Consider the following 24,976-nt stretch of genomic DNA (forward strand, 5'->3'; position numbering starts at 1 on the left):
CCCTCCCCACGGGGAGGGCCTGAACCCGTTTTGAAAATTGACTTTCACGGAGCGCTATGCTTTTCGGCGGCGCTGAGCGGCCGGGGGAATGGACAATTCGCCCCGGTATTTCGCCACAGTGCGGCGCGACAGCGAGAATCCAACTCCGGCCAGCGCCTGAGACAGAGCCTCGTCGGAGAGAGGATGCTCCGGGGGCTCGGCCTCCACAAAGCGGCGGAGCTGGCGGCGGGCCGCCTCGGCGGAACCGCCCGTAGGGAGCGCGGCGGAAAACAGCACCCGCAGGGGAAAGACCCGGCCGTCGAACTGAATGTATTTATCCTTCACCGCCCGGCTGACGGTGGAGACGTTCAGCGAAAGCTGCTCCGCCATCTGTCCCATCGTCATGGGCAGCAGGTCCTCCCGGCGGAGGAAGTAGCCCTCCTGGCAATGAACGAGGGCTGAGAGAAGGCGAAACAGGGTTTCGTGTCGGTTTTCCAGATTGCTCACAAGGCTTTTTGCCTCAGTCAGCTTTTCCTTCAAATAAAGCTGGGCCTCCTGACAGCCGGGATCGCCTACCAGGGCGCAGTATTCTCGGTTTAGGGAGACGCGGGGGATGAGTCCCTCGTTCATCTCAATGACCAGTCCGCCGCCCGTTCGGCGGATCACGGCCTCCGGAGCAATCATTGCCGCAGTATGCTCGGAGCTGAATCCCCGGGAGGGGATGGGATTCAGGGCGCGAATTACATCGCCGGCCCGCCGGGCCTCCGCCGGACGAACGGACAGCAGCCGGGCAAGGCCCGCATAGTCGTTGTCCGCCAGGAGTGGGAGACCGAAGCGAATGAGGTGAATGTTCACCTCGGTAAATTCTTTCCCCTGGGCCAGCTGGAGCAGCAGACATTCGGACAGACTCCGGGCGCCCACACCCGGCGGGTCCAGCGCCTGTACCGCAAAGAGCGCCTGTTCCAACTCCGATGCGGGGACGTTCAGCTCCTCCGCAAGCTCCGAGAGTTCACAATCCAAATACCCGGCGGAATTGAGACATCCCACCAGGTAGCCGCACAGAAACAGCATCCGCCCGTCCAGCGGCGCAGACTGCCCCAACTGGGCGGTCAAATATTCGCTGAAGGTTTGGGGTCGGGACAGGCTGGATGTGAAATCCGATTCCGCGCCGCTCCCGTCCCAGATCAACTGCTCGCGCCGTTCGATGGGAACATCTGTGACGGGAGCCGGTTCCATTGCCTCCGGCAGCGGACCGTCGTGGGGCGCGTCCTCTACCTCCAGAAGAGGGTTGGACAAAGCGGCCTCCTGAAGAAATTCCAGCAGCTCTACGGAGGGCATCTGCAAACAGTGCAGAGACTGCAACATCGCCTGTGTCATGACCTGCTTTTGCACCTGTTCCAATCGCTGCTGAAAAGCCATGGCTTTCCTCCTTGCTGTGAGTGTTATTTTTCTTATTATAGCATATTTTGTGTCGAATAAAAGAGGAAATGTTTTCGCTCCGTTAATGGAAGTCCGGCGTCGGGGGTTTTCAAATCCGGCGGGGTATGATAGGATGATGTGCGGTAAAAAGGAAAGCCGCCGCAGGCGCATGGAGGGGAAAATCTGCTATGAACAAAACTCTGCTCTATCTCATCTATTTTGCGGTCTATTCCGCCATCCTGCTGGTTATCGGCAAAAGCAGTCTGCGGGACAGTGACAGCGTCAGCAAATTTTTCATGTGCGACCGTCGGCTACCCCTGTGGCGGTGTGTGTGTACCTTCGTTGGAACGTGGGTCTCCGCCGCCAGTATCCTCAGTCTCACCGGGTCCGTGTATGAGAGCGGGCTGTCCGCGCTGACGTTCAGCGTGGTGCCCTGGTTTTTGGGCGCGCTGCTGATCGTGCTGATCAGCGGGCGGCTGTACGCCGCAGGGGTTACCACAGTGCCGGAGCTGTTTCGCGTCCGATACGGGTCCAGGGGACTTCAGGCCGCTTACGGAGCGTTGCTGGCGGCTGTGTACGTGCTGTATCTGGTGATCCAGATCAAGGGCTTCGGCATTGTGGCGTCAACACTGTTCGGGATTCCGTACAGTGTTGCGATTCTGCTCGTATACCTTTTTATTTTGTATACTTCCTTCGGCGGCTACCAGTCGGTGACCCGCAGCGACGTGTTCAACCTGATTTTGATGATTGTGGGTCTGGGCGTTCTGCTGGTGATCGTCGTGGCCAGGGTGGGAAGCTTTGGCGGTATCTACTCCGGCGCGGCGGAGGTGACGGGATATGCCCACGCGGGCATGGAGTATGCAACGGAGGCTGGCGATCTTCTCAGGCCCTTCGGGCAGGGTGACTTTGCGCCCCTTATGAGCATCAGCATGTTTTTCGGTTGGGGACTGGGCCTTGCGGTGAACCCGCAGTACGCCGTGCGGATTCTGGCCTCCCGGGACTCCCGTTCCGCCAGACGGATGATCTGGATCTCTCTGGGGCTGCTGGCGGGGATCTACTTTACCCTGAGCAGCATCGGCCTTGGTATGCGGGTGCTGATCCCCACGGTGAACGCATCCTTATCCACCGACGAAATCTTTACCTATATCCTCAATAACGATCTGTATAGCGGCTGGAGCGGCTTTTTGCTCTTTGCCATTATCGGCGCGTGCGTCTCCACTGCCAATTCTCAGCTGCTGTTGATCGCGTCCAGCTGCTCCTGCGATATCGTGGGGGCGTTGTGGCCCAAACCGCTGAAGGAGAGCACCCTGGTCAATTTAAGCCGGGGGGCGGTGATGGCGGGGGGAACGCTGTCGCTGCTGCTGGCCCTGTCACCGCCGGCGTCCCTTCTGACTTATGGCGGGGATGTCTGGGGCGTATTCAGCGTGACGCTGCTGGCCCCGGTGTTTGGAACACTTCTGTGGAAAGGTACCACGCGGACCGGAGTATATGCCGCGCTGGGCTCCGGCCTTGCGGCGCTGGCGGTGTTTTATCCCCTTTACTATCGGGGAGCGCTTCCCCTGCATCCCGCCCTGCCGGGAACGCTGATTTCCGCCGCGGCGCTGTGGCTGGGATCGGTGCTGAGCCGGAAAAAGGAGGCGGCGGCATGAAGCGGAGACGGTCGCTGACCATAGAGAATAAAATTCTTATGGCCGTTGTGGGCATCTGTGTTCTCTCCGTGCTGTGCTTCGGATTTCTGATGCTCCGGGAGGGCTATCAAAACAAGCTGACGCAGGAGCGGGGCAAGGGGGAGGAACTGCTGGCCTATATCAGCTGGGACATCCGCCAGTTTGGGGACGACGTGGGTCAGGACGCCATCCTGGCTGGCTGCGCGGCGCTTGAGAACAGCGGCCTCGTCATCCTCGACGGACAGGGCGCCCGTCTGCTGGGGACGGAACAGGGGGCCGCTCTGGTGGACGAGGGGAGTATTCTGGCGGAGCGGAGCGACAATCATTTTGGTTGGCGGCTCTGCTATACTCTGGATCCGACGGAGTTTCAAAGCAGCCTGGTGGAGGAACAAAAATACGCGATACTTGCCACCATTGCCCTGCTGATTGTTACCATTCAGGTGGGCGTTTTCGTGTCCTACGGCATTTCGGAGCCGGTGCGGCGGCTGGCGGCGGCCTGCGCCGCCATTGGAGAGCGGCCTCAAGAGGCGGCGCCGGAGCTGATTCCCACGGATGTGGGCAGCGCGGAAACCCGACAGCTGGCTGATGCGTTCGGCAGGATGCTGGAGGAGCTGCGGCGGTACAACGCGGCTCTGGCGGAGCAAAAAGCGCTGAACGAGAGCATCGTGGAAAATCTGCCCCTGGGTGTGGTGGCCTATGGCGCAGACGGGCAGGTTCTGTGCGTCAACGACCGGGCAAGCGCCATGCTGGCGGATGAGAATTTTTCGGCTGCCGGACAGACGCTGCGGCTCGTGCTGGAGCGCCATCTCACCCAGGGCAGTGTTCCGCTCCAGGCCATTCGGCTGGAAAACGGGCAGGGGGACATGCGGGCCTATCAGATCGGCGTCTGGCGGCTTCGGCGCGGCGGCCCTGAGACGCAGCCCGGGACCCTTTGCACCATCGACGATGTAACCTATGACAAGATCATGGAGGAAAAGGTAGGCGAGAGCGAGAAGCTGGCCTACATTGGAAAGCTGGCGGCCATGCTGGCCCATGAGATCCGCAATCCTCTGGCGGGCATCCGCGCGTCCATTCAGGTGGTGGGCCGGGGGCTGGAGAGGGAGCGGGACCGGACGCTGTGCGCCAGCGTCATCAAAGAGGTGGACCGCATCAACGAGCTGATCGAGAGCCTTTTGAACCTCTCCCGTAAGCGGGAGAGCCACAAAGCTATGGTGGAGCTGAGACCGCTTCTGGGCGAGGTGGCGATGCTCTATTCAAAGCTTGCCGGAAATCACGGCGTTACCATGAGAACGGCGGCGGAGCCGGGCCTTGCCGTCTATGCCGATGAGGCGGAGATGAAGCAGGTTCTGGTAAATCTTGTGAGCAACGGCCTAAAGGCCGTGGGTCCGGGTGGGCACATCGAGCTGCGGGCGGAGAGCGGGCCTGCGGGCGTGCTTTTATCCGTGACGGACGACGGTGCGGGGATGGACGGCGAAAAGCTGCACTCCGTGGAAAAGGGCATTGCTTCCGGCGGCACCGGGAGGTACGGCCTTGCCATCGTCAGCCGTCTGCTGGAGCAAAACGGCGGCGAAATGAAAATCTGCAGCAGCCCCGGCGGCGGCACCCGCATCGAAATGCGGTTCCACCGGGCGGATACAGGCGAAAAGGAGACGTTATGAAGGAACGGGTATTGGTCATCGACGATGAAAGTCTTATCCGCATTTCTCTGGAGGCGGGCCTGTCGGATCTGGGCTACGAGGTGAAAACGGCGGGGAACATCACCGAAGGACTCGCGGCGGCGGAGCGGATACGGCCAAACGTGGTGTTGCTTGACAACCGTCTGGGCAGCGACGTGGGGACCGATTATATCGAGGCCATCCGCCGTCTGGACGAGGACGTCCGCATCATCATGGTCACGGCTTACGGGACGGTGTCCCAGGCGGTGGAGGCCATCCGACGGGGAGCCTATGACTTTGTGCAAAAGCCCTTTGATCTGGACGAGCTGAATCTCACCATCCGCCGCAGTCTGGACGAACTGAAAAAGGACCGGAGCCTGAAGGCGGTGAAGGGCAAGCAGCGGGAGCTGATCGGCAGCAGTCCCGCAACTGAGGCCATCCGGTCCCAGATCCGTCTGCTGGCGAAAAACGACAATGTTGACCTGCTGATCCGGGGAGAGACCGGCACCGGTAAGGAGGTAGTGGTGAACATGATCCACTATGCGTCCGCCCGGCAGGCGGGCCCCATGGTGAAGATCAATTGCAGCGCCATCCCGGACAGCCTCCTGGAGGCGGAATTGTTCGGCTATGAAAAGGGGGCGTTTACCGGGGCCGTCAAAACGAAAAAGGGCCTGTTCGAGCTGGCGGACGGCGGTACGGTATTTCTCGACGAGATTGGCGAAATGCCTCTTTCCATGCAGGCAAAGCTCCTGACATTTTTGGAAGACCGCTGCTTCAAGCGGGTGGGCGGCCTCACGGATATCCCTGTGGATGTGCGGGTGGTGGCGGCCACCAACCGCCGTCTGGAGGACGAGATCGCCAAAGGAACGTTCCGGGAGGACCTGTTTTACCGCCTGAACGTCATGCAGATATTGATTCCGCCTCTGCGGGAGCGAGTGGAGGACATTGCCGTCATCGCGGATTATTACCTGCGCCACTTCAACCGGAAATTTTCCAAGGAGATCGAAGCCATCGACCCGGCCTATCTGGACGAGATGCGCCGCTACTACTGGAAGGGCAATGTGCGGGAGCTGAGAAACGTTTTGGAGCGGGAAGTGCTGTTTTGCGAGGGCAGGACCCTTCGGGGCGCGCCCCTTCAGCCGACTGCCGGAGCGCCCATCTCCGGAGGGGGACTGAAGGACCTTTCCAAAGGCCCCATCGACCTGGAGGCGGAGACGGCGGCGTTTCAGCGGGCTTATATCCGCCGGGCGCTGGCGCAGTGCGGGGGAAACGGCACAGCCGCGGCGGAGCTGCTGGGCATCAGCCGGTTTACCCTGAAGCGTCGGCTGGAAGATGACGACGTGCAGAATTGAACACCAGATTGTGCAAAATCGCACGTCTGTATGGGGAAACGATTGGATTCCCCATACAGACGTGTTTTTTACTGAAAGAGTATCAATGTGTAAAATGCAAAAAATGGAAAGCTAAAATCAGTAAAGTTAAACAAAATATTGACGCGGAACAGGGAGCAACTGCATATATCCGTAGATTTTCGGGGTGTTTGGCACGGGGTTTGCTATGAATATAGCAGATACATTTGGCATTGCGCCCCACGGGGCGAAAAAAGGAAGGAGCTTGCATTATGAATCAGGTGGATCTGAACAGCGACTTGGGAGAGAGCTTTGGCGCGTATACCATCGGTCTGGATAGCGAAGTAATCCGGCATGTATCCTCCGTCAACGTTGCCTGCGGCTATCATGCGGGGGACCCGCTGGTAATGTCTCAGACCGTGGCCATGGCGAAAGAGGCGGGGGTGGCCATCGGCGCACATCCGGGCTTTCCGGATCTGATGGGCTTCGGTCGGCGGAACATGGTGTGTTCGCCCAAGGAGGCCAAGGCCTATGTCCAGTATCAGATGGGTGCCCTGATGGCGTTCACCGCTGCGGCGGGCGTGAAGCTTCAGCATGTGAAGCCACACGGCGCACTCTATAACATGGCGGGCAAGGATATGGAGCTGGCGTCCGCTATCGCGGAGGGCATCGCGGAGGTGGACAAGGACGTGATTTTGCTGGGCCTTGCAGGAAGCAAAATGATTGAGGCGGGCCGCGCTGCGGGCTTGCGGGTGGCCAGCGAGGTATTTGCCGACCGTGCCTATCAGGCGGACGGCTCTCTGGTTCCCCGCAAGCTGCCCGGTGCCGTGATCCACGACAAGGACGAGGCCATCCGCCGCACGGTCCGCATGGTGACGGAGGGGAAGGTCACCGCCATCACCGGCGAGGAGGTCACGATCTGCGCCGACTCCATCTGCGTCCACGGGGACAATCCCTCCGCGGTGGAATTCGTGAAAAATATCCGGGCTGCGCTGGAGGCCCAGGGCGTGAAGATCGCCCCCATTGCCGCCATTGTGTAAGCACAGCCCAGTTTCAAATTTAATTGAGTGAGGGAATCTGATGAATACAAGTGAGACAAAAAAGAGCAAATCCGTTCTGCTGGGCGCAGCGTTCCTGATGGCGACCTCCGCCATCGGCCCCGGCTTTTTGACCCAGACCTCGAAGTTTACCGCACAATACGGCCCCGCGCTGATTCTCGTTGTCCTGCTGGCAATCCTGATGGATATTACCGCGCAAATGAATATCTGGTCCATCGTCAGCGTGTCCAAGATGCGGGCGCAGGACGTGGCAAACAAGGTGCTGCCCGGCCTGGGCGTCGTGCTTGCCGTTTTGGTGGCAATCGGCGGTTTGGCATTCAACGTGGGCAATGTGGGCGGCGTGGCGCTGGGCTTTAACGCCATGTTCGGCCTGAATGAAAAGGCGGGCGCCGTGGTTGCCGGCTGCCTTGGCATCATCATCTTTGTCAACAAAAACGCCAAGACCATCATGGATAAGGTTGCCACCATCCTGGCTGCCATCATTCTGATCACTGTGCTGGCGGTGGCGATTATCTCTAAGCCCCCGCTGGGCGTGGTGGCGTCCAGCCTGACCAAGATCAATGAAATTCCCTCCATGTTTGTGGCTCTGACCACCTTGCTGGGCGGCTCCTGCGGCGGCTACATCGCTTTCTCCGGCGCTCACCGGCTGCTGGATGCGGGTATTTCCGGTCCCGAAAATGTGAGCCATGTGCGCAAGAGCGTACTGCAGGGCTGCGGAACCTCCGGAACCGTGCGTATCCTATTGTTCCTGGCCGTACTGGGTACCTGCATGGTCGGAACCCAGTGGAATGCCGCCAATGCCGACTCCATTATCAACGCCGCCAACCCTGCCGCCGAGGCGTTTCGCCTGTCTGCCGGCAATCTGGGCTATCGGCTGTTTGGCCTGTGCCTGTTCTCTGCCGGCGTCTCCTCTGTGGTGGGCGCGGCGTTCACCTCCGTCTCCTTCCTCAAGACGCTGCACCCCGTCATTGCCAAGTATGAGCGCCAGTTCGTGGTGGGCTTTATCACCTTCTCCACGCTGATGATGGTACTGGTTGGCAACGCTGCCCAACTGCTGATCATTGCGGGTGCATTTAATGGCTTGATTCTGCCGGTCAGCCTCGGTGTGATGCTGCTGGCGTGCCGCAATAAAAAAATCGTAGGCGATGACTACAAGCATCCCACTTGGATGATCGTGTTGGGTGTAATCGTGGTCTGCATCTCCCTCTATGCCGGTGTAAAGGCCGTTCCCGGCATTTTGAAGCTCTTCGCCTGATCGAAGGCGTATCATTGACGTTGGGAGCGGCACTGCCGCTCTCAACGGAAAGGAACAAACATGGATGAAGTCAGATTTTTAAATGCCGGCGACACCGCCGTGACGGTGGAATTCGGCAACGAGATCAGCGAGGCGATCAACGGGCGCATTCGGGCGTTCAATATCGCGCTGCAAGACAGCGGCATTGCGGGAATCGTTGAGACCGTGCCAACCTATCGCTCCCTGATGGTGCACTATGATCCCGGCGTTATCCGCTATGCTGCGCTGGAAAAGAAACTGAAGGGACTGCTCAGCAGTCTCGACAAGGTGCGGATCCCCCCCAGCGAGGTATTGGAGATTCCCGTGCTGTACGGCGGGGAGGAGGGGCCGGACCTCCCGTTCGTGGCGGAGCACAGCGGCAGATCCGCGGACGAAGTCGTCGCCATTCACAGCGCCCCGGAGTATCTCATCTATATGCTGGGCTTTACCCCGGGATTTACGTATCTGGGCGGCATGGACGAGACCATTGCCACGCCCCGGCTGAAAACGCCCCGGGTCAAAATTCCCGCCGGCAGCGTGGGAATCGCGGGGGCGCAGACCGGCGTGTATCCCATTGACTCCCCGGGAGGCTGGCAGCTCATCGGCCGCACACCGGTGCGGATGTATGCCCCGGAGCGGGAGAAGCCCATTTTGCCGGAGGCCGGACAGTATATCCGGTTTTATCCCATCGACCGGGCGGAATATGATCGTATAGCAGAGCAGGAGGCCGCCGGGATGTATGTCTGTAAGCGTCACTCCAGAGAGGAGGGAGCAAAATGAGTATCACGGTTTTGCATCCCGGTATGCTGACAACGATTCAGGACCAGGGCCGGATAGGCTATCAGCAGTTCGGCGTGCCGGTTTCCGGCACGGTGGACCCCCGCTCCGCCGCCGTGGCCAATATTCTTGTGGGAAATGAAGAAAGCGAGGCCGTTCTGGAGTGCACGGTGATGGGTCCCCAGCTCCGGTTTGACGAACCCGCCGTCATCGCCATCGCCGGGGCGGATCTGGGTCCCACGCTGGACGGTGTTTCCATGGATAACTATCGTGCCGTCCGAGTGAGGGCGGGACAGGTGCTGCGCTTCACCGGACCCAGATGCGGCTGCCGGGCTTTTATCGCCGTGGCGGGCGGAATGGACGTTCCGGAGGTCATGGGGAGCCGCTCCACCTATATGAAGGCGAAGATCGGAGGCTTTAAGGGGCGAAAGCTGGAAAAAGAGGACGTTCTGAATCTCCGCGCGTCGGGGAAGGAGCCAAAGGCGCTGGAGGCTCGCTCCATCGCGCCGGAATTCCGCGCACGGACGGAGTATACGCTTCGGGTGGTGCTTGGGCCCCAGAACGATGCCTTTACCGCCGCAGGAATCGAGACGTTCCTCACCGGAGTCTACACCGTCACCGCCGAGTTCGACCGGATGGGCTGCCGTTTGGAAGGCCCGGAGATCGCCCATGAGACCTCCGGCGACATCATCTCGGACGGCATCGCCTTCGGAGCAATTCAGGTGCCCTCCTCAGGACAGCCCATCGTTATGCTCGCCGACCGGCAGACCACCGGCGGCTACACCAAGATCGCCAACGTGATCTCCGCCGACTTCCGCGTTCTGGGCCAATTAAAAAGCGGGGACAAAGTCCGCTTTGAAAAGGTCTCTCTGTCCGCCGCGCAGGAGGCCCTGCTGGCCCAGCGGGCGTCGCTGCGGCTGCTGCGGCACGTGCTGGACGGCTGATCCCACAAATAAAAATCGGATTGCGCAACACCGCGTTCGCAATGCGGTGCTGCTATGGAAAAGGAGGACGACCTGTGTCATTCGACATTACCCCCTATATCGACCTCTCTCCCGCCGAGGTGCGGATGAAGATCCGCGCGGGGGAGATTGACTTCCCCACCGCCGGCATGTGCCGGGGCTACGCGCAGGCCAACCTTGTGATCCTGCCGCCGGATTACGCGTCGGATTTCAAAGAGTATACGCGGCGCAACCCGTTTCCCTGCCCGGTTCTGGAGGTGATCGGGGGTACGCCCAAGACCCACGCCATGGGCGAGGGCGGCGACATTACCACCGACATTCCCCGCTACCGCATCTATCGCCGCGGCGTATTCACCGACGAACTGACCGATGTCTCCGATTATTGGAAGGAGGGCTATGTGGGCTTTTTGATCGGATGCTCCTTCTCCTTTGAGGAGGCACTGCTCTCCGCCGGAATTGAGGTGCGGCACATTACCCAGGGCTGCAACGTCCCCATGTACAAAACCAATATCGCAACGGCGCAGGCCGGGCCGTTTTATGGTCCCATGGTCTGCTCCATGCGTCCCATGACGCCGGAGCACGCCGAGATTGCCAAGGCCATCACCGAGAAGATGCCCAATGTCCACGGTGCGCCCGTCCACATGGGCGACCCGGCGGAGATCGGTATCCGGAACGTGATGAAGCCGGACTACGGAGACCCCGTGGAAATCCGGCCCGGAGAAATACCGGTGTTCTGGCCCTGCGGTGTGACGCCCCAGGCGGCGGTGGAGAACGCGAAGCCGCCCATCGTCATCACGCACGCCCCGGGCCACATGTTTATCACCGACGTGAAGAATTCGGAGCTGAACGATTATCTGGAGACGCAGAAGCGGACGTGATGCCTGCAAAATCCAAATAGATCAAAACGGAGCCGGGCAGACGCCCGGCTCCGTTTTGATTTGCAGCCGTCCCTACAAAGGCGGCTGCGGCGCGTGTGATAAACCCTTTGGAAAAGGCATATATGTAAATGCCCAAGTATCAGTGGGCTGGGGCTAGCTGAGTCTGTTTGTGTCATTCCTGCTCATCGGGGAGAGCATTTTAGGGAGGAGAGCTTCTATATGAATATTCAGGTCAATACCGCGCCGGTGGAAAATACGCAGGGAGGCATCGGCCAGCTGCAGGTCAATACGTTTCTGAACGATATCGGTAAGCCGGCCGAGGGTGCGACGGTGCGGGTGATTGACCCTGATTCCGGGAAGGTTTTGGAGGAAATCCGGACAAATGCGCTGGGGAAAGCCCCGGAGCTGACGTTTGAAACTCCGCCGTTGGAATACTCTATGCAAAGCGGCCTGCCGCGCCCGTTTAACCAATACAATCTGACGATCACGTTCCCGGACTATCAGGAGGCGGTTATTGAAAACGTTCAGATGTATCCGCAGAGCACCGCGGTGCAGAATGTGTCCCTGAAGCCGCAGATCCCTGAAATTGTGATTCCCTATCCCACGCTGTGGGGGATTTTTCCACCCAAAATTCCCGAAGACGCAATTAAGGAACTGCCTTTTCCGAGTAATCTGGTCGTTCTGCCGGAGCCGGTAGTGCCCGGGCTGGTCGTGGTTCATCTGGGCCGTCCGGACGATGCATCAGCCGCCAACGTCACCGTGGGCTTCACGGATTACGTCAAGAATGTCGCCAGCAGCGAAATCTATACCACATGGCCGAAGGAATCGTTGAAGGCCAATATTTTGGCGATTATCTCTTTCACGCTCAACCGAGTCTATACCGAGTGGTATCGGGGAAAGGGATACGATTTTACCGTGACAAACTCCACGGCCTACGATCAGTCGTTTAATTATGGGCGTACGATTTTTAAGGAGATATCGGATGTGGTGGATGAGATATTCACCACCTACATCACCAAGCCGGACATCGTCCAGCCTCTTTTCACCCAGTATTGCGACGGGGTGCGGGTCAAACGGGACGGCTGGCTGAGTCAATGGGGGTCGAAGGACCTGGCCGATCAGGGATATCCCGCGCTTCAAATTCTGAAAAGCTTCTACGGCTATGAGATCATACTCCAAGAGGCAAAGAAAGTAGAGGGGATTCCGCTGTCGTTCCCCGGCGTCGCGCTGGAGGTCGGCTCCACCGGCAGCGCCGTACAGACCATCCAGCACCAACTGAACACCATTTCCAAAAACTATCCGCTGATTCCAAAGGTAGCTGAGGACGGCGCATACGGAGAGAGTACGGCGAAGGCTGTCAGCGTATTTCAGCAGACGTTTGATCTTCCGGTCACGGGACGGGTCAACTTCCCGACTTGGTACCGCATCTCGGACATTTATGTCGCCGTCAGCAAGTTGTCATGAGGCGAATGGGCATCGTCACCATCGGCGCGCCGGATATCATGCAAATTTTGCAAGCAAATAGAGCGCGGGGGCCCTGTGGCTCCCGCGCTCTATTTGCCGGGAGCCAAAATTACAAGTAAACCAGAAAGTGGAGGAAACATTTTGTACTAAATTATCGTCAATCTATCAAGCAAGGCCTAATCTGCGAAGCAATCGGTACTATTTTGAAAGAGGTATTTTTTATGGCATTCGAATTCGAACAGTTCAAACACTGGAAAAGGCCGCATTACTGGGGACGGGTATTGCCGTTAGCCCTGGCGGTTGGAACCATGATTACATTGAGCGCCTGCGGAACAAAACCGCCCAATGGTTCCGCAGATGGGTCCGTGCAACCCACCGTATCCCAACCTGCCAGCCAAAGCAGCACGATTGAGATTGCCAACACGTGGGCCGAAGCCGTAAAAAACCGGGATGGAAAAGCCCAGTATGATCTGATGACTTCTGCGCTTCAGAAAAGCGTTCACGATCAGTTTTCCGGATTGAATTGGGTGACGGGAACCTCCAGTCCCTGGGTGGAGCGGTATTCCACGCAGGAAACGGACGCCGGCGCGCGGGTAACCCTGGAGTATGCCTCCTCTGCCGGGAGCGCAGGAAGCTATCAGCAGGACCTTACCTTTGAGGAGGTCGACGGCGCGCTGAAAATCAGCGGCCTATCCGATCCTGTTGAAGCGGACACCCTCAGCTTTGAAACGCTGAGCGGCCTGCTGGGCATGAAGCGGGATGAACTAATCGCGGCAATGGGGGATGAAACCCCGGTTGATGTGGATGAAGGCGGTCTGGGCTTTGAAAAAGCCGGAATACGCGTGTGGTTCGACAATGCGACCTATACCAAGGTGGCTCAGGTATTTATTATGACAGATGCAATCGACTTGAATGGAGTTCACATGGGTGACAGTCTGGATTCTTTTAAGAAGGTCTTCGGCGATCCCATCAGTGACAGCAATGGTGACGCGAGGTTTCCATACAAGGATTTTTTCCTTTCTGTCATCCACGACGTCGGCTCCAAGTCGGATAAAACCGTAGGGATCTATCTTCTTCAGGAGAATTTATAAGGCCTCGTAAATTTGTAGTACCCATAGCGGTCTAAAGGCCGCTATGGGTACTCAGCTTGTTGTAAAAAACCCGAGGCTTTTCCATCGATCCTGGTTTCTCGAGAGACTGAGGACGGCATGACGAAAGTCATGCCGTCCTGCTAAAAATATTTGTCAGTGCGCGGAAAGACGGATCACTTCCAGTAGTCCAACTGACTTACATCCATGCCAATATCGGCAGCATGGAAGACGGGGTTCTTGCCCGCTTTTTTCTGCGTGATATAGTCGCGGCAGGCTTTTACCGCCACGTTGCTCAAAACCACGCACGCGGGGAGGTTAATGAGGCACATAATGGCCATCATGATATCTGCAATGTCCCACGCGGCGGCCATAGGCAGCGCCGCGCCCACCAGAATTACCGCCGCGCAGACCAGACGGAAGCCCAGCATAAAACCCTTGCTGGGCGTCTTGCGGTGGATGAAGGTCAGGCAGTTATCCACATAGAAGAGGTTGCCCAGCAGCGTGGTAAACGCAAAGAGGACCATTGCCACAGTGACGAACACGGGACCGAAACTACCCATGATGGTTTTGACAGACTCCTGCACATAGGGGGCGCCGGCGATCTCCGCGGTGGGCTCCACGCCGGAGCACAGGCACATCAGAGCGGTGGCGCTGCAGATCAGGATTGTGTCGATGAACACGGACAAAACCTGAACCAGACCCTGCTTGACCGGGTGAGAGACGTCGGCTGCCGCCGCGGCGTTGGGGGCGGAGCCAACGCCCGCCTCGTTGGAGTACAGTCCGCGCTTGATGCCATACATCATGCAGGAACCGGCGATGCCGGAAAAGATTGCCTGAAAATCAAAGGCATCGCTGAAAATCTTGCCGAACACGGCGGGGATCAGGCTGATATGGGAGAACAGCACGACCAGCGAAACGACTATGTACATCACGCCCATGATAGGGACGATGGCGCTGGTGGCCTTGACCACGCGGCGGCCGCCGCCCAGAATGCACCAGCCCACGAGAATCGCCAGGATCGCGCCAATGATCCACGGAGAGACCTTGGCGTCATAGAAGCTATATACAGAAAAGGTGGATTGCAGGTTATAGGATGCCAGCATGTTGAAGCCCACCGCGTAGGTAAAGATCAGACATACGGAGAATAACACGGCAAGGCCGCGGTTATGCAGGGCGGTCTCAATGTAGTAGGCGGGGCCGCCATAGCTGTCACCGTTTTTGTCCCGGCGCTTATACACCTGTGCCAGCGTGCTCTCCACAAACGCGGAGGCGCCGCCGATGATGGCGATCAGCCACATCCAAAATACCGCGCCGTAGCCGCCGAGACATACGGCGGTGGAAACGCCCACGATGTTTCCGGTACCCACGCGGGAGGCGGTGGAGACCATCAGCGCCTGAAACGAGGAGATCTTTCCCTCGGAGGAGGGCTTTTCCGTCACGACGCGGATCGACTCGGGGAACAGCCGCAGCTGCACAAAGCCGGTGCGCGCGGAGAAATACAGACCGGCTGCCAGAAGGACAACAATCAGTACCGGGTAGTACAAAAGGCTGTCCAGTCCATCCAGAATTGTCATTACCATCTTTTACGCTCTCACTTTCTTCTTTTAAAATAACCGGGAGCTTTAGCGCCTTGCTGTGTACAGGTCACAGCTGGGCGGAAACTTTTTCCATGGTACACCTCCTCTGCCCTTGCGTTATTCTGCGCGGCGGCCCTGCGCAAAGACTGCCACCCGCGTTTCCTCCTTATACCGCACAACCGGAGCCGGAAAAATAGTGAAGTCCCAAATAATGCGAGAGATATTCCAGCACACGGTACGCACCCACGCTGTTTCCCTTGGGGTCCAGCGCCGGATTAAAGACTGCCAGCCCCATTTTGCGCTCCACTGTCCCCATAATACCGCCGCCCACGCCGCTCTTGGCGGGGATGCCTATTTTCATAGCAAACTCGCCGGAGGCGTCGTACAACCCGCAGGTTACCATCAGTGTTTTGACAATGCGCACGATCCAGTCCTCCACCAATTTCACGCCGGAGCGGGGGTCCACGCCGTTGTTGGAAAGTACCAGCGCATAGTTGGCCAGATCCTCTGCATTTACGCTCAGCGAGCACATCCAGAAATACAGGTCCACCACTTCTTCGGCGTCATGCTCCAGAATGTTGTCGCCCCGCATGAGGTATGCCATGGAGCGGTTTCGCATCCCGGCCTTCTTTTCCGACTCGAACACCGCCCCATCCAATTGAATGGTGTCCCGGCGGCAGAGCTTGCGGGTCAGCGCCAAAAAGCCGCCGTAGGGGTCCTTGCTGTCCATACAGCAATCGGCGGTGGCAATGGCTCCGGCGTTGATCATTGGGTTAAGAGGGTGTGTGTTTTTTGTCTCCAGACGTACCAGCGAATTGAATGCGTCGCCTGTCGGCTCCACCCCTACCTTGCTGAATACTTTTTCATAGCCCACCGTTTGCAGAGCCATAATCAGGGTGATGGTCTTGGAAATGCTCTGGATTGTAAATTCCTGCCGCCAGTCGCCGGCGTGATAGACCTCGCCGTCGGTAGTGATGATGCAGGCCCCCAGACGGTCCGGGTCTCCCTTGGCCAGCTCCGGAATATAGGTTGCGACCTTTCCCGTGTGGAGAAAGGTGCGGGCATATTCCATCGCGTCGGCCAGCGTTTTTTCAATAAGTTCATTGCGAGCCATCGGAAATCGTGCTCCCTCTCTTTTTGCCGTGACGCCAAATTCGGCGCAGGCATTGGGCAATTTGCTTTATATTTGACAATATCTTAACACGTTTTTATGCAAAAGGATAATATGGATCTCCGATAGGGTTATGCAGCAGTGATATAGCAAATTCGACTATTTTCCAAAAAGCTTTTTGTAAATTTCGCACAGTAAATCGTTGCCTTACTTGCCCAAAAATGCGTTATAATGTACAAGGCGGGAAATAAACAGCAATGACTTGTCCGCAATGGACGTACGCCTGCTGTGTGCGCGCTGAGATAAGGAGAGAGCAGCATGGATATCAAGCATCTGGAATTTTTCTGCGCGGTAGCCCGCTATGGGTCCATCAACCGCGCGGCGCAGGAGCTATACATTTCCCAGCCACACCTCAGCCACATTATTCGGGATATGGAGACGGACGCGGGCGTTTCCCTGTTTCGGAGAACCAAGCAGGGAGTCACACTCACGGCGGAGGGACAGGCCTTCATGGAACACTCCAAGGTTATCCTCAAAGAGATGGAGAGCCTCAAGCAGGTCTCCTGCCGGACGGAGCCGGAGGGGGACTGCCTGAGACTGTCCATGACCAAATTCACCCACACCATGGAGAGCTTCAACGAGGTGTGCACCCGCCACCAGCAGCTTCCCCGCTTTACCTATTTTCTCAACGAGGGGAGTACGCTGGATGTGGTGTCGGATGTAGAGGAGTGCGTTTGTGACGTGGGCTGTATTCACTTCGCCAGTCACGAGACGGAGCGCTTCCGCAAGCTCCTATCCGAGCGAGGGCTGGAGCTGACGCCACTTGCTACCATGACGCCGCACATTGTCGTATCCAAAAACCACGAGCTGCTGCGCCGGGAGATTCCCGTCACGCTGAAAAACCTGAGGGACTATGGATTTGTGCGCTACATCGGACAGTACGAGGACTTTATCTATAATATTTCCACAGAGGATCACCAGACCGATCTGAACAACTCCTCCCGCATTATCTATGTATACGGGAGGGCGGCGCTGATGCACCTGATTTCCGTGAGCAATTTCTACACCATCGGAATCCAGGGGTTTTCCACGCAGGACTCCCTGTATCAATGTGTCTCCGTCCCCATTATGAGCTGCAACGAACGGCTGGAATTTGGCCTGATTACCCGCCGGGAGGCCGTCTTGTCCGACTCTGAGCAGGAGTTTGTTGAAAATGTGACAGCGCGCTACCGCGCGCTTCAAAAGACACCCTGACCCGTATCAGGACAAACCGGGAGGGAGGCTTTTTAGGGTCGCCCTCCCGGTTTGTCCGTGACCCAAGCCAAAGGCCGGTGATTTACCGCTTTCTCCTGCGGAGCGCATCCGGCGAGCCGGGCCAGCGGAGCTTTTCCAGCGCCGAACGTATGCGGGCGGACACCCGCTCCCGGGTGTCGAGAACCCATTGCTCGTCAATTGGCAGATCCAGCGCTTTGGAAAAAGAGTAATAAAGGTTTACCTGCTGGTAATAGGTCTCCAGCTGCTGACAGGCGTGCCCCTCCGGGACGGGCTTATCAAGCTGCTGCGCACCCGTTTCAAAGCAGGCGTGGGCATAGTCCGAAAATTGGGAGAGCAGCACGGGATTCCCCGGGGAGAAGGGCACGCGCATCAGACGCCACTGAATCTGCTCCGGCAGGTGGTAGGGTTCCAGCAGATCCAGCAGAAAAAGTTCCATGCTCACGTCTTTTTTGCGGTAATAAGGCAGGGCCTCCGGCTCTGTGCTCCACAGTGCCAGCTTTTCCCGCAGGGGAAGCAGGCCAATTTGCAAGATGGCCTCGCTGGGCCCCACCACGGCCTGTTCGATGGGCTCATCCTCGGCGCTGAGCTTCTCTTCCACCAATGAAATACGCTCGTCCAGACAAGCCACGTAGCCCACCTCGTAGATGCCGATGCGTCCCGCCCGACCGGCAATCTGCTTGATCTCCTGAGAGGTGAGGGGTCGGCGGGATTCCCCATCGAATTTCTCAAGCTCCGTAAAGATCAGGCGGCGGATGGGGAGATTGACTCCCATGCCGATGGCGTCTGTGGCTACCAGAACGGGGTTTTTCCCCCGGATAAAGGCGTCATACTGTCCCCGGCGTACTTCCGGCGGCAAGTCCCCGTAAATCACGCTGGAGCGAATGCCCAGCTGCGAGAGATACCGCGACAAAGACAGCACCGAACCCTTGGAAAAGGCCACCAGCGCATCGCCCAGCCCCACACTGCTCAGCCGCACAGGAGCATACTCCATCTGCAGCGGCACGAGACGGGTATAGGCCTTAAATTCATATTCGTCGCCGCAGTCGTGGATCATGGTAATCAGATGTTCCTTTGCAAGCAGAGCACCGCACAAATGAATTTCCGGGCAGGGAAGGCCCAGAATGGCGCGAGTCCACGCGTCGCCCCGCTGAGAGTCGGCAAGCAGCTGTACCTCGTCGATCACCGCCATGTCGTACTTCCTGCTCAGATTTGCCTTTTCAACCGTGCAGCACAGGTGCTGCGCACCCGGCACCCGAACTTCTTCCTCCCCCGTGAGCAGACTGCAGGGAACGCCCTCCGCATTCAGCCGCTCATAATTTTCCAGCGCCAGAATTCGCAGCGGCGCCAGATAAATGCCCGACTGGCTTTGACGCAGCCGGAGTAAAGCCTGATAGGTTTTGCCGGTGTTTGTGTCCCCCAGATGAAGGTAAAACATCCGCGTTTGCCGCCGTGCCTCTGGGTACTCGTCCTGGGGGAACCGGGGCAGCAGGCGGCGAAATTCCTCCCGCACGATTTTGGGGATGTGGTTTGAGCGCAAAACCGAGAGAATTCCAGAGCGCAGATACTCCGCCTTGTTTCCGGCCAGGACGGCGTCAAAGCTGTAATCCGTCCCGGCTTTGCGGTTGTACTGCTCCAGCACCCGCCGGGATACGTCGTCCAGCAGGGCGGCGTATTGGTCATAGACCTTCTGTCCATCGGGAAAGTCAGCCAGCGGAAGATTGTTCAGCTGCCGGAGCTGGCTGCGGATGGAACTCTCGTTATGCCACAGACTGCGAACGCGAGAGACGGAGGCCTGGCGTTCGAGCTGGGAAAGGTTGTGCTTTATCCGTTCAAAGGCAAGCCGCTGCTTGCGCTCTTTTTTCATCTGGAACATCACCTCGTAGTTAGTGTTTTTCAATCGGCGGAATTTACTCAGACAAAAAAATCTGAGCCCCTTGGATAAATGCCCGTGCCGGGCGCTTTTCTCCTGCACTTTCTTGACAATCCGGGTGGAATATGCTATATATTTTTACGTCAAATATTGATAGGATGGTCTGCGCCGCCGCTTGCGGATGCGCAGACAGAAATGGAGATCTGTATCATGGAAAGAATCAAGACGCTTGAAACCCGCAATCTTTGCGAAAGCGCCAAGCACGGTGGCTGCGGCGAATGCCAGACTTCCTGCCAGTCCGCCTGCAAGACCAGCTGCGGTATTGCCAATCAGAAGTGCGAAAACGCTGATAAGTAAGAAAAGCTGATAAAAAAATGCCGCCGTTCCGGCGGTATTTTTTTGGCTCACAATAACGGAGGAATTATGGTACATCAATATCAGCTCAACGGCTGCAACATCGTACTGGACACCTGCTCCGGCTCCATCCACGCCGTAGACGAGGTAGCCTACGACGTCATCTCCCTGTACAAAGAAAAGAGCGCCGAGGAAATCGTGGCGGCTCTGATGGAAAAATACAGCGACCGCTCCGACGTCAACGAGGCGGAGCTCCGCCAGTGCCTGGTGGACGTGGCGGAACTGGAACGCTCCGGAAAGCTCTTTACCCCGGATACCTTCGCTCCGCTGGCCGACACCTTCAAAGAGCGCAGCGGAGGCGTTGTAAAGGCTTTGTGCCTGCATGTGGCTCACACCTGCAACCTCAACTGTGCCTATTGCTTTGCAAGTCAGGGAAAGTATCACGGGGACCGGGCTGTCATGAGCTTTGAGGTGGGCAAGCGGGCACTGGATTATCTGGTGGAGCACTCCGGCACCCGCACAAATCTGGAGGTGGACTTCTTCGGCGGAGAGCCTCTGATGAACTGGGACGTGGTGAAGCAGCTGGTGGCCTATGCCCGCAGCATTGAGAAGGACGCCCGCAAGAACTTCCGCTTTACCCTCACCACCAACGGGATGCTGATCGACGACGACGTGATCGAGTTCACCAACCGGGAGATGAGTAACGTGGTGCTGTCTCTGGACGGACGCAGGGAAATCCATGACCGCTGCCGGGTGGATTACGCCGGTAACGGCAGCTGGGATCGCATCGTCCCTAAGTTTCAAAAGCTGGTGAGGGCTCGGGGCAACCAAAACTACTATATGCGCGGCACCTTCACCCACGCGAATCCTGATTTTCTCAACGACATTCACGCCATGCTGGACTTGGGCTTTACCGAGCTGAGCATGGAACCGGTGGTCTGCGCCCCGTCCGACCCCGCCGCTTTGACGCAGGACGACCTTCCCATCGTCTTGGAACAGTATGTGCTGCTGGCCAAAGAGATGCTGGAGCGGAAACAGGCCGGGAACCCTTTCACATTCTATCACTATATGATCGACCTCACAAGTGGTCCCTGCATTTACAAGCGCATCTCCGGCTGCGGCTCCGGGACGGAGTATATGGCCGTGACGCCATGGGGAGACCTGTACCCCTGCCATCAGTTCGTGGGAGAGGAGCGGTTCCGGCTGGGAGATATCTGGAACGGCGTAGACAACACTGCCGTGCAGGAGGAGTTCCGCAGCTGCAACGCGTATTCCCGCCCCGAGTGCGCGGACTGCTGGGCGAAGCTCTATTGCTCCGGCGGCTGCGCCGCCAACGCCTATCACGCCACCGGCTCTATCCGAGGCACATACGCATACGGCTGCGAGCTGTTTCGGAAACGGATGGAGTGCGCCATCATGATTCAGGTGGCGGAAAAGCTGGGCAAGTAACCGAATTCGAGGAGGAGCAGGCCATGGAAACCCCCATCGCGGATTTTGTAAATGCCTACCGGCAAAGCGGTGCCTCAAGACTGCATATGCCCGGTCACAAGGGCCGGGGGCCTTTGGGCTGTGAGAGTTTGGACATCACGGAGATCGCCGGGGCAGATGCGCTGTATCAGGCGGACGGCATCATCGCCCGCAGCGAGAAAAGCGCCGCGGACCTGTTTGGCACAGTCGCCACCTTCTACTCCACGGAGGGATCATCCCAATGTATCCGGGCCATGCTGTACCTGGCTGTGCTCCATAACCCCTCAAGGAGCGGACGCCCGGTGATCGTGGCCGCCCGCAACGCACACCAGTCATTTGTGCTGGCGGCGGCTCTGCTGGACGTGGAGATTGTCTGGCTCTGGCCCGAGGAGTCCCCATTCTCCCTGTGCCGGTGCAACGTGTCCCGCAGGCAGTTGGAACGGGTTCTCGGGGCCCTGCCCCGTCCGCCGGCGGCGGTGTATGTCACCGCGCCGGACTATCTGGGGAACGCGCCGGATGTCGCCGCGCTGGCAACGACATCCCATGAGTTCGGAGTCCCTCTTCTGGTGGACGGCGCCCACGGCGCCTACCTCAAATTTCTGCCTTACGGCGCCCATCCCATCGATCTGGGAGCGGATTTGTGCTGTGACTCCGCCCACAAGACGCTGCCGGTACTCACCGGTGGGGCCTACCTCCACGTGGGCCCCCAAGCTCCGGCGGACTTTGCTGAAAATGGGAAGCGGGCCTTGGCGCTGTTCGGCTCCACCAGCCCCTCCTACCTGATTTTGCAGTCTCTGGATCTTGTGAACCGCCGCTTGGCGGAGGACTATCCCAAGCTTCTGGCATCCTGCGCGGCGCGGCTGGAGGCCCTGCGGGCCGATCTGCGGGGCGACGGCTGGCGCGTTGCGCAAAGCGATCCCCTGAAGCTGACGATCTCCGCCGCGGAGAGCGGTTGGGACGGCGGAGATGCGGCCGCCCTGCTGCGCCGCGGCGGCGTGGAGTGCGAGTACGCCGACCCGGATTTTGTGGTGCTGATGGCCACGCCGGAAAACACAGAGCGGGATTTTGTGCGGATTCGTTCTGCTCTGGAACGCAACCCCTGTCTGGGGCCGCTCCGCCGGCCGTCCCCGTGCCTTTCTCCGCCGGAGACGGTTTGCTCTCCCCGAGAGGCTGTTTTCTCCCCCAGCGAATCTGTGCCCGCCGCCAATGCAGTGGGCCGGGTATTGTCTGCGCCTACGGTGGGCTGTCCCCCTGCGGTACCTGTGGTGGTGGGCGGTGAGCGCATTGCGAAGGATGCAGCCGAGGTGTTTGCCTACTACGGGATTTCTTCCGTCCAGGTCATTCGTGGCCGCTAAAGCAAGGCCGCTCAATCACTGTGATTGAGCGGCCTTTTTTGAGAAACGGTCCAAGTGCATCACATACGGATGTCTGACTGTATTGAGTGCGCTGGAGCCCCTTACAGGCGCCTTTGTGACATTCAGAACTTGCTTGCTGCTTCAAGTACTTCCGCCGGCGCCTGCTCCTTTTGAGTGGCTGCATGCAGCAGATCCTTGTTCGGCTGGTATCCCAAATGAAAACGGGCGGCGACTTGAAATCGCTGCCCGTTTTGTCTTATAAATGCGCTGCTTTTTGGACCAGCCACTGGCCCTTTGTCATGAGGGTAAAGTGTTCTGTCCGAATGTCGCCCATGAGAGGCCAGGGAACGTCCGGCACGGTGTGGTGATAGGTGAATCCGCATTTGGCCTGCACCCGTTTGGATTTCTCATTCCCGTCGAAATACCCGCACCAGAGATTTTCCAGGCCAAGGTCCACAAAGGCGTGGTGAATCAGCTCCTCGGTGGCCTCGGGAATCAACCCCCGGCCCCAGTAGGGTGCGCCTATCCAATATCCGATTTCTCCCTCTTTTTCCCGCAGCGGCAGGTTGCTGGCCGTACCCCGAAGCAGTCCGATGCTGCCCACGGCCCGGTCATTCTCGCTTTTCAGAGTCACGGCGTAGGTTTCCTCCGCCGAGAGGACGTTCCGGATGATCTGGCGGCTGTATTCCACGCTGGTGTGCGGAGGCCAGCCCGCAATGGGGCCCACTCGAGGATCTCTGGCGTATGCATATAAACTCTCTGCGTCGGATTCCCGCCACGGACGCAGAATTAAACGCATGGTTACCAGCTGCATGGCCCAGTCCTCCTAAGCTTGTTTATTTCCCCAAATGTGTCTCCGCCTGCTGATAATAGTCCACGATGATATCCACCGCGGACTCAATACCGATCACGCTGGAGAGGATCAGATCAAGATTCCTCCGATCACCCCACTTCTCACCGGTAAAATGCAGGTAGTAATTGGCGCGGTTCTTATCGGTCTTGGTAATCAGGGCTTCTGCCCCCTTTTGATCCAGACTGTGCCGTTCCATAACCCGCTGAACACGGGAGCGCATGGGTGCCTGAATAAAAACGTTTAGATGGCTGCATTTCTCCTGAAGCACATAGTCCGCGCAGCGGCCCACGATCACCGCGCCGCCTTTGTTGGCAATGTCCCGGATGACTTCTGACTGGGATAAAAAGAGTTGGTCCGCAGGCGGCAATACATTGACGCTGTTCAACCGCATCCCCAAGGAGAAACTGGCCCCGGAGAAGGAGTAGAGAAAGCTGCTGACAGACTGCTCGTCGAGGTTGGATAGATATTCCGGACTGAGACCGGATTTCTCCGCCGCCAGTACGATCAGCTCCTTATCGTAGTAGGGAATTCCCAGCTTCTGAGCGGCCAGCTTGCCAATTTCCCGGCCTCCGCTGCCGAATTCACGACCGATATTCATCACCATTTTATGTTCCATATTTGTGCTCCTTCCAACGGGGGAATTGCAGTTCCCACGATGCCGTTTCCGCTTTTATGTCTCTATTTTATCACGGATTCCGGGAAAAAAGCAATCGTCTTCGCCATAGGGCATGGCAAAAACCGGTATGCCCTCCGCCGACGGAGCAATGGTAAACACCTGCCAGAACCAAAAAAGCTCTGTCTCTGAAAGGTAGAAGTGATCCGGGTTGAAATTCCGGCGCAGGAGTCGCCGCCAGCCTTCGTAGTACCGGGCTACACCCGCCCGTTCCTGCCGTTCAATCTCCGCTTCCGACCGACGCAGCAGCGTTTTGCGCCAGGGGGATTTCCGCGGAAAGCATGCCGAAAGGGGAACCGGATAGCCGGTGAGCAGATCCCAGGTATCCCCGCGCCGCAGCCGTTCCGTATGCCCGCCGCAGGTTTCCGCCGACTCTGTATACAGGCTCAGAATTCCGCCGCCGTTGCATGTGACGTGATAAGAGAGCCGAGCGGAGTCCTGAGGCAAAGGCGCGCTGGTCTCCAACGCCAGTCGGTACGCCTCTGCCGACTGGGGAAAGATCCAGCGTTCACAGTAGCGGAGATAGGATCGGGCATAGAGCTGGTAATACCGGTCCAGCCGCCGGATGGCCTGCCCGCTCTCGCCCACAGGCCGGGGAAGGGACAGCTCTGCGGTGAGCACGGGGATACCGTCCGCCGTCCATTCCCGCCGGGCGACAAATGGTTCCAGCTTTAACTGATCGCACATGGCAGCCTCCTTCACAGGTCCGTTGGGCCGACGGAATTTTTCCGCCGACCCAACCGTTCTTGCTCCAGATTATGCCGCGCCCTAGCGGACGGTGACGGCTCACCCAAACCGGAGCCGGACGAAAATTATAGCAGAAATGCTAAAAATTTGGAAAAAAGAGAGTGGACCTCTTTACTTTCACG

At 58.2% G+C, this 24,976-nt stretch carries 21 protein-coding genes; 14 read left to right on the forward strand and 7 right to left on the reverse strand.

Going from position 1 to position 24,976, the window contains the following annotated elements; translation table 11 throughout:
- Nucleotides 1–54: 54 nt before the first annotated feature.
- Nucleotides 55–1,398: an RNA polymerase factor sigma-54 gene (gene rpoN, locus ABWQ15_RS09910; protein WP_353908614.1), complete on the reverse strand. Its 1,344-nt coding sequence runs from the start codon at nucleotides 1,396–1,398 to the stop codon at nucleotides 55–57.
- Nucleotides 1,399–1,586: 188 nt separating this feature from the next.
- On the opposite strand from rpoN, the gene ABWQ15_RS09915 reads away from it, so the two are divergent.
- The 10 genes from ABWQ15_RS09915 to ABWQ15_RS09960 all read left to right on the forward strand — a co-directional run bounded on the left by ABWQ15_RS09915 (nucleotide 1,587) and on the right by ABWQ15_RS09960 (nucleotide 13,572).
- Nucleotides 1,587–3,047 carry a sodium:solute symporter family protein gene (locus ABWQ15_RS09915; protein WP_353908615.1) on the forward strand — a complete coding sequence of 487 codons (1,461 nt, stop codon included), beginning with the start codon at nucleotides 1,587–1,589 and terminating at the stop codon, nucleotides 3,045–3,047.
- Nucleotides 3,044–4,723: a sensor histidine kinase gene (locus ABWQ15_RS09920; RefSeq protein ID WP_353908616.1), complete on the forward strand. Its 1,680-nt coding sequence runs from the start codon at nucleotides 3,044–3,046 to the stop codon at nucleotides 4,721–4,723. Before ABWQ15_RS09915 ends, ABWQ15_RS09920 begins: the two co-directional genes overlap by 4 nt.
- On the forward strand, nucleotides 4,720–6,072 hold the full coding sequence (locus ABWQ15_RS09925; RefSeq protein ID WP_353908617.1) for a sigma-54-dependent transcriptional regulator: 1,353 nt from the start codon (nucleotides 4,720–4,722) through the stop codon (nucleotides 6,070–6,072). The genes ABWQ15_RS09920 and ABWQ15_RS09925 overlap by 4 nt, the downstream gene beginning before the upstream one ends.
- Nucleotides 6,073–6,341: 269 nt before the next feature.
- The gene (locus ABWQ15_RS09930; RefSeq protein ID WP_353908618.1) at nucleotides 6,342–7,109 is read left to right on the forward strand and encodes a LamB/YcsF family protein; all 768 of its coding nucleotides are present in this window, start codon (nucleotides 6,342–6,344) and stop codon (nucleotides 7,107–7,109) included.
- A gap of 40 nt (nucleotides 7,110–7,149) precedes the next feature.
- Nucleotides 7,150–8,382 carry an NRAMP family divalent metal transporter gene (locus tag ABWQ15_RS09935; RefSeq protein WP_353908619.1) on the forward strand — a complete coding sequence of 411 codons (1,233 nt, stop codon included), beginning with the start codon at nucleotides 7,150–7,152 and terminating at the stop codon, nucleotides 8,380–8,382.
- Nucleotides 8,383–8,442: 60 nt separating this feature from the next.
- Nucleotides 8,443–9,180, forward strand: coding sequence for a 5-oxoprolinase subunit PxpB (pxpB, locus tag ABWQ15_RS09940; RefSeq protein WP_353908620.1), 738 nt, complete (start codon nucleotides 8,443–8,445; stop codon nucleotides 9,178–9,180).
- Nucleotides 9,177–10,121, forward strand: a complete 945-nt coding sequence (locus tag ABWQ15_RS09945; RefSeq protein ID WP_353908621.1) for a 5-oxoprolinase subunit C family protein — start codon at nucleotides 9,177–9,179, stop codon at nucleotides 10,119–10,121. The genes pxpB and ABWQ15_RS09945 overlap by 4 nt, the downstream gene beginning before the upstream one ends.
- A gap of 74 nt (nucleotides 10,122–10,195) precedes the next feature.
- Entirely contained in the window at nucleotides 10,196–11,017 is an 822-nt protein-coding gene (locus ABWQ15_RS09950; RefSeq protein WP_353908622.1) for a putative hydro-lyase, read from the forward strand.
- A 219-nt stretch (nucleotides 11,018–11,236) separates the two neighbouring features.
- The gene (locus ABWQ15_RS09955) at nucleotides 11,237–12,481 is read left to right on the forward strand and encodes a peptidoglycan-binding protein (RefSeq protein WP_353908623.1); all 1,245 of its coding nucleotides are present in this window, start codon (nucleotides 11,237–11,239) and stop codon (nucleotides 12,479–12,481) included.
- Between the two features lie 221 nt (nucleotides 12,482–12,702).
- On the forward strand, nucleotides 12,703–13,572 hold the full coding sequence (locus ABWQ15_RS09960) for a hypothetical protein (protein WP_353908624.1): 870 nt from the start codon (nucleotides 12,703–12,705) through the stop codon (nucleotides 13,570–13,572).
- A 173-nt stretch (nucleotides 13,573–13,745) separates the two neighbouring features.
- Here the strand turns inward: ABWQ15_RS09960 and ABWQ15_RS09965 are convergent, their stop codons facing one another.
- On the reverse strand, nucleotides 13,746–15,152 hold the full coding sequence (locus ABWQ15_RS09965) for an alanine/glycine:cation symporter family protein (protein ID WP_353908625.1): 1,407 nt from the start codon (nucleotides 15,150–15,152) through the stop codon (nucleotides 13,746–13,748).
- A gap of 163 nt (nucleotides 15,153–15,315) precedes the next feature.
- Nucleotides 15,316–16,263, reverse strand: a complete 948-nt coding sequence (gene glsA / locus ABWQ15_RS09970) for a glutaminase A (protein ID WP_353908626.1) — start codon at nucleotides 16,261–16,263, stop codon at nucleotides 15,316–15,318.
- 315 nt (nucleotides 16,264–16,578) lie between these two features.
- On the opposite strand from glsA, the gene ABWQ15_RS09975 reads away from it, so the two are divergent.
- Nucleotides 16,579–17,514 (forward strand): LysR family transcriptional regulator, encoded by a 936-nt coding sequence (locus tag ABWQ15_RS09975; RefSeq protein WP_353908627.1) that lies wholly within the window; start codon nucleotides 16,579–16,581, stop codon nucleotides 17,512–17,514.
- 82 nt (nucleotides 17,515–17,596) lie between these two features.
- Here the strand turns inward: ABWQ15_RS09975 and ABWQ15_RS09980 are convergent, their stop codons facing one another.
- A complete protein-coding gene (locus ABWQ15_RS09980) occupies nucleotides 17,597–19,399 on the reverse strand; it encodes a helicase-related protein (RefSeq protein WP_353908628.1) in 1,803 nt (600 codons plus the stop codon).
- Between the two features lie 216 nt (nucleotides 19,400–19,615).
- On the opposite strand from ABWQ15_RS09980, the gene scfA reads away from it, so the two are divergent.
- The 3 genes from scfA (at nucleotide 19,616) to ABWQ15_RS09995 (ending at nucleotide 22,581) form a co-directional block, all read left to right on the forward strand.
- Nucleotides 19,616–19,762, forward strand: a complete 147-nt coding sequence (gene scfA / locus ABWQ15_RS09985; RefSeq protein ID WP_353908629.1) for a six-cysteine ranthipeptide SCIFF — start codon at nucleotides 19,616–19,618, stop codon at nucleotides 19,760–19,762.
- A gap of 66 nt (nucleotides 19,763–19,828) precedes the next feature.
- Nucleotides 19,829–21,208, forward strand: a complete 1,380-nt coding sequence (scfB, locus tag ABWQ15_RS09990; protein WP_353908630.1) for a thioether cross-link-forming SCIFF peptide maturase — start codon at nucleotides 19,829–19,831, stop codon at nucleotides 21,206–21,208.
- A gap of 23 nt (nucleotides 21,209–21,231) precedes the next feature.
- Nucleotides 21,232–22,581: an aminotransferase class I/II-fold pyridoxal phosphate-dependent enzyme gene (locus ABWQ15_RS09995; RefSeq protein WP_353908631.1), complete on the forward strand. Its 1,350-nt coding sequence runs from the start codon at nucleotides 21,232–21,234 to the stop codon at nucleotides 22,579–22,581.
- 256 nt (nucleotides 22,582–22,837) lie between these two features.
- Here the strand turns inward: ABWQ15_RS09995 and ABWQ15_RS10000 are convergent, their stop codons facing one another.
- Genes ABWQ15_RS10000 through ABWQ15_RS10010 form a run of 3 tightly spaced genes read right to left on the reverse strand, consistent with a single transcriptional unit; the run spans nucleotide 22,838 to nucleotide 24,794 of the window.
- Nucleotides 22,838–23,395 carry a GNAT family N-acetyltransferase gene (locus tag ABWQ15_RS10000; protein ID WP_353908632.1) on the reverse strand — a complete coding sequence of 186 codons (558 nt, stop codon included), beginning with the start codon at nucleotides 23,393–23,395 and terminating at the stop codon, nucleotides 22,838–22,840.
- 22 nt (nucleotides 23,396–23,417) lie between these two features.
- Nucleotides 23,418–24,050 carry a cytidylate kinase-like family protein gene (locus ABWQ15_RS10005; protein WP_353908633.1) on the reverse strand — a complete coding sequence of 211 codons (633 nt, stop codon included), beginning with the start codon at nucleotides 24,048–24,050 and terminating at the stop codon, nucleotides 23,418–23,420.
- Between the two features lie 54 nt (nucleotides 24,051–24,104).
- Nucleotides 24,105–24,794, reverse strand: a complete 690-nt coding sequence (locus ABWQ15_RS10010) for an RsiV family protein (RefSeq protein ID WP_353908634.1) — start codon at nucleotides 24,792–24,794, stop codon at nucleotides 24,105–24,107.
- Between the last annotated feature and the right edge of the window lie 182 nt (nucleotides 24,795–24,976).

This window comes from Oscillibacter sp. (assembly GCF_040505565.1).
Taxonomy (GTDB): Bacteria; Bacillota; Clostridia; order Oscillospirales; family Oscillospiraceae; genus Oscillibacter.

Bases quoted from the DNA above. Each gene is read 5' to 3' on its own strand.
- rpoN (WP_353908614.1), bottom strand. From the start codon at position 1,398: ATGGCTTTTCAGCAGCGATTGGAACAGGTGCAAAAGCAGGTCATGACA.
- ABWQ15_RS09915 (WP_353908615.1), top strand. From the start codon at position 1,587: ATGAACAAAACTCTGCTCTATCTCATCTATTTTGCGGTCTATTCCGCC.
- ABWQ15_RS09920 (WP_353908616.1), top strand. From the start codon at position 3,044: ATGAAGCGGAGACGGTCGCTGACCATAGAGAATAAAATTCTTATGGCC.
- ABWQ15_RS09925 (WP_353908617.1), top strand. From the start codon at position 4,720: ATGAAGGAACGGGTATTGGTCATCGACGATGAAAGTCTTATCCGCATT.
- ABWQ15_RS09930 (WP_353908618.1), top strand. From the start codon at position 6,342: ATGAATCAGGTGGATCTGAACAGCGACTTGGGAGAGAGCTTTGGCGCG.
- ABWQ15_RS09935 (WP_353908619.1), top strand. From the start codon at position 7,150: ATGAATACAAGTGAGACAAAAAAGAGCAAATCCGTTCTGCTGGGCGCA.
- pxpB (WP_353908620.1), top strand. From the start codon at position 8,443: ATGGATGAAGTCAGATTTTTAAATGCCGGCGACACCGCCGTGACGGTG.
- ABWQ15_RS09945 (WP_353908621.1), top strand. From the start codon at position 9,177: ATGAGTATCACGGTTTTGCATCCCGGTATGCTGACAACGATTCAGGAC.
- ABWQ15_RS09955 (WP_353908623.1), top strand. From the start codon at position 11,237: ATGAATATTCAGGTCAATACCGCGCCGGTGGAAAATACGCAGGGAGGC.
- ABWQ15_RS09960 (WP_353908624.1), top strand. From the start codon at position 12,703: ATGGCATTCGAATTCGAACAGTTCAAACACTGGAAAAGGCCGCATTAC.
- ABWQ15_RS09965 (WP_353908625.1), bottom strand. From the start codon at position 15,152: ATGGTAATGACAATTCTGGATGGACTGGACAGCCTTTTGTACTACCCG.
- glsA (WP_353908626.1), bottom strand. From the start codon at position 16,263: ATGGCTCGCAATGAACTTATTGAAAAAACGCTGGCCGACGCGATGGAA.
- ABWQ15_RS09975 (WP_353908627.1), top strand. From the start codon at position 16,579: ATGGATATCAAGCATCTGGAATTTTTCTGCGCGGTAGCCCGCTATGGG.
- ABWQ15_RS09980 (WP_353908628.1), bottom strand. From the start codon at position 19,399: ATGAAAAAAGAGCGCAAGCAGCGGCTTGCCTTTGAACGGATAAAGCAC.
- scfA (WP_353908629.1), top strand. From the start codon at position 19,616: ATGGAAAGAATCAAGACGCTTGAAACCCGCAATCTTTGCGAAAGCGCC.
- scfB (WP_353908630.1), top strand. From the start codon at position 19,829: ATGGTACATCAATATCAGCTCAACGGCTGCAACATCGTACTGGACACC.
- ABWQ15_RS09995 (WP_353908631.1), top strand. From the start codon at position 21,232: ATGGAAACCCCCATCGCGGATTTTGTAAATGCCTACCGGCAAAGCGGT.
- ABWQ15_RS10000 (WP_353908632.1), bottom strand. From the start codon at position 23,395: ATGCAGCTGGTAACCATGCGTTTAATTCTGCGTCCGTGGCGGGAATCC.
- ABWQ15_RS10005 (WP_353908633.1), bottom strand. From the start codon at position 24,050: ATGGAACATAAAATGGTGATGAATATCGGTCGTGAATTCGGCAGCGGA.
- ABWQ15_RS10010 (WP_353908634.1), bottom strand. From the start codon at position 24,794: ATGTGCGATCAGTTAAAGCTGGAACCATTTGTCGCCCGGCGGGAATGG.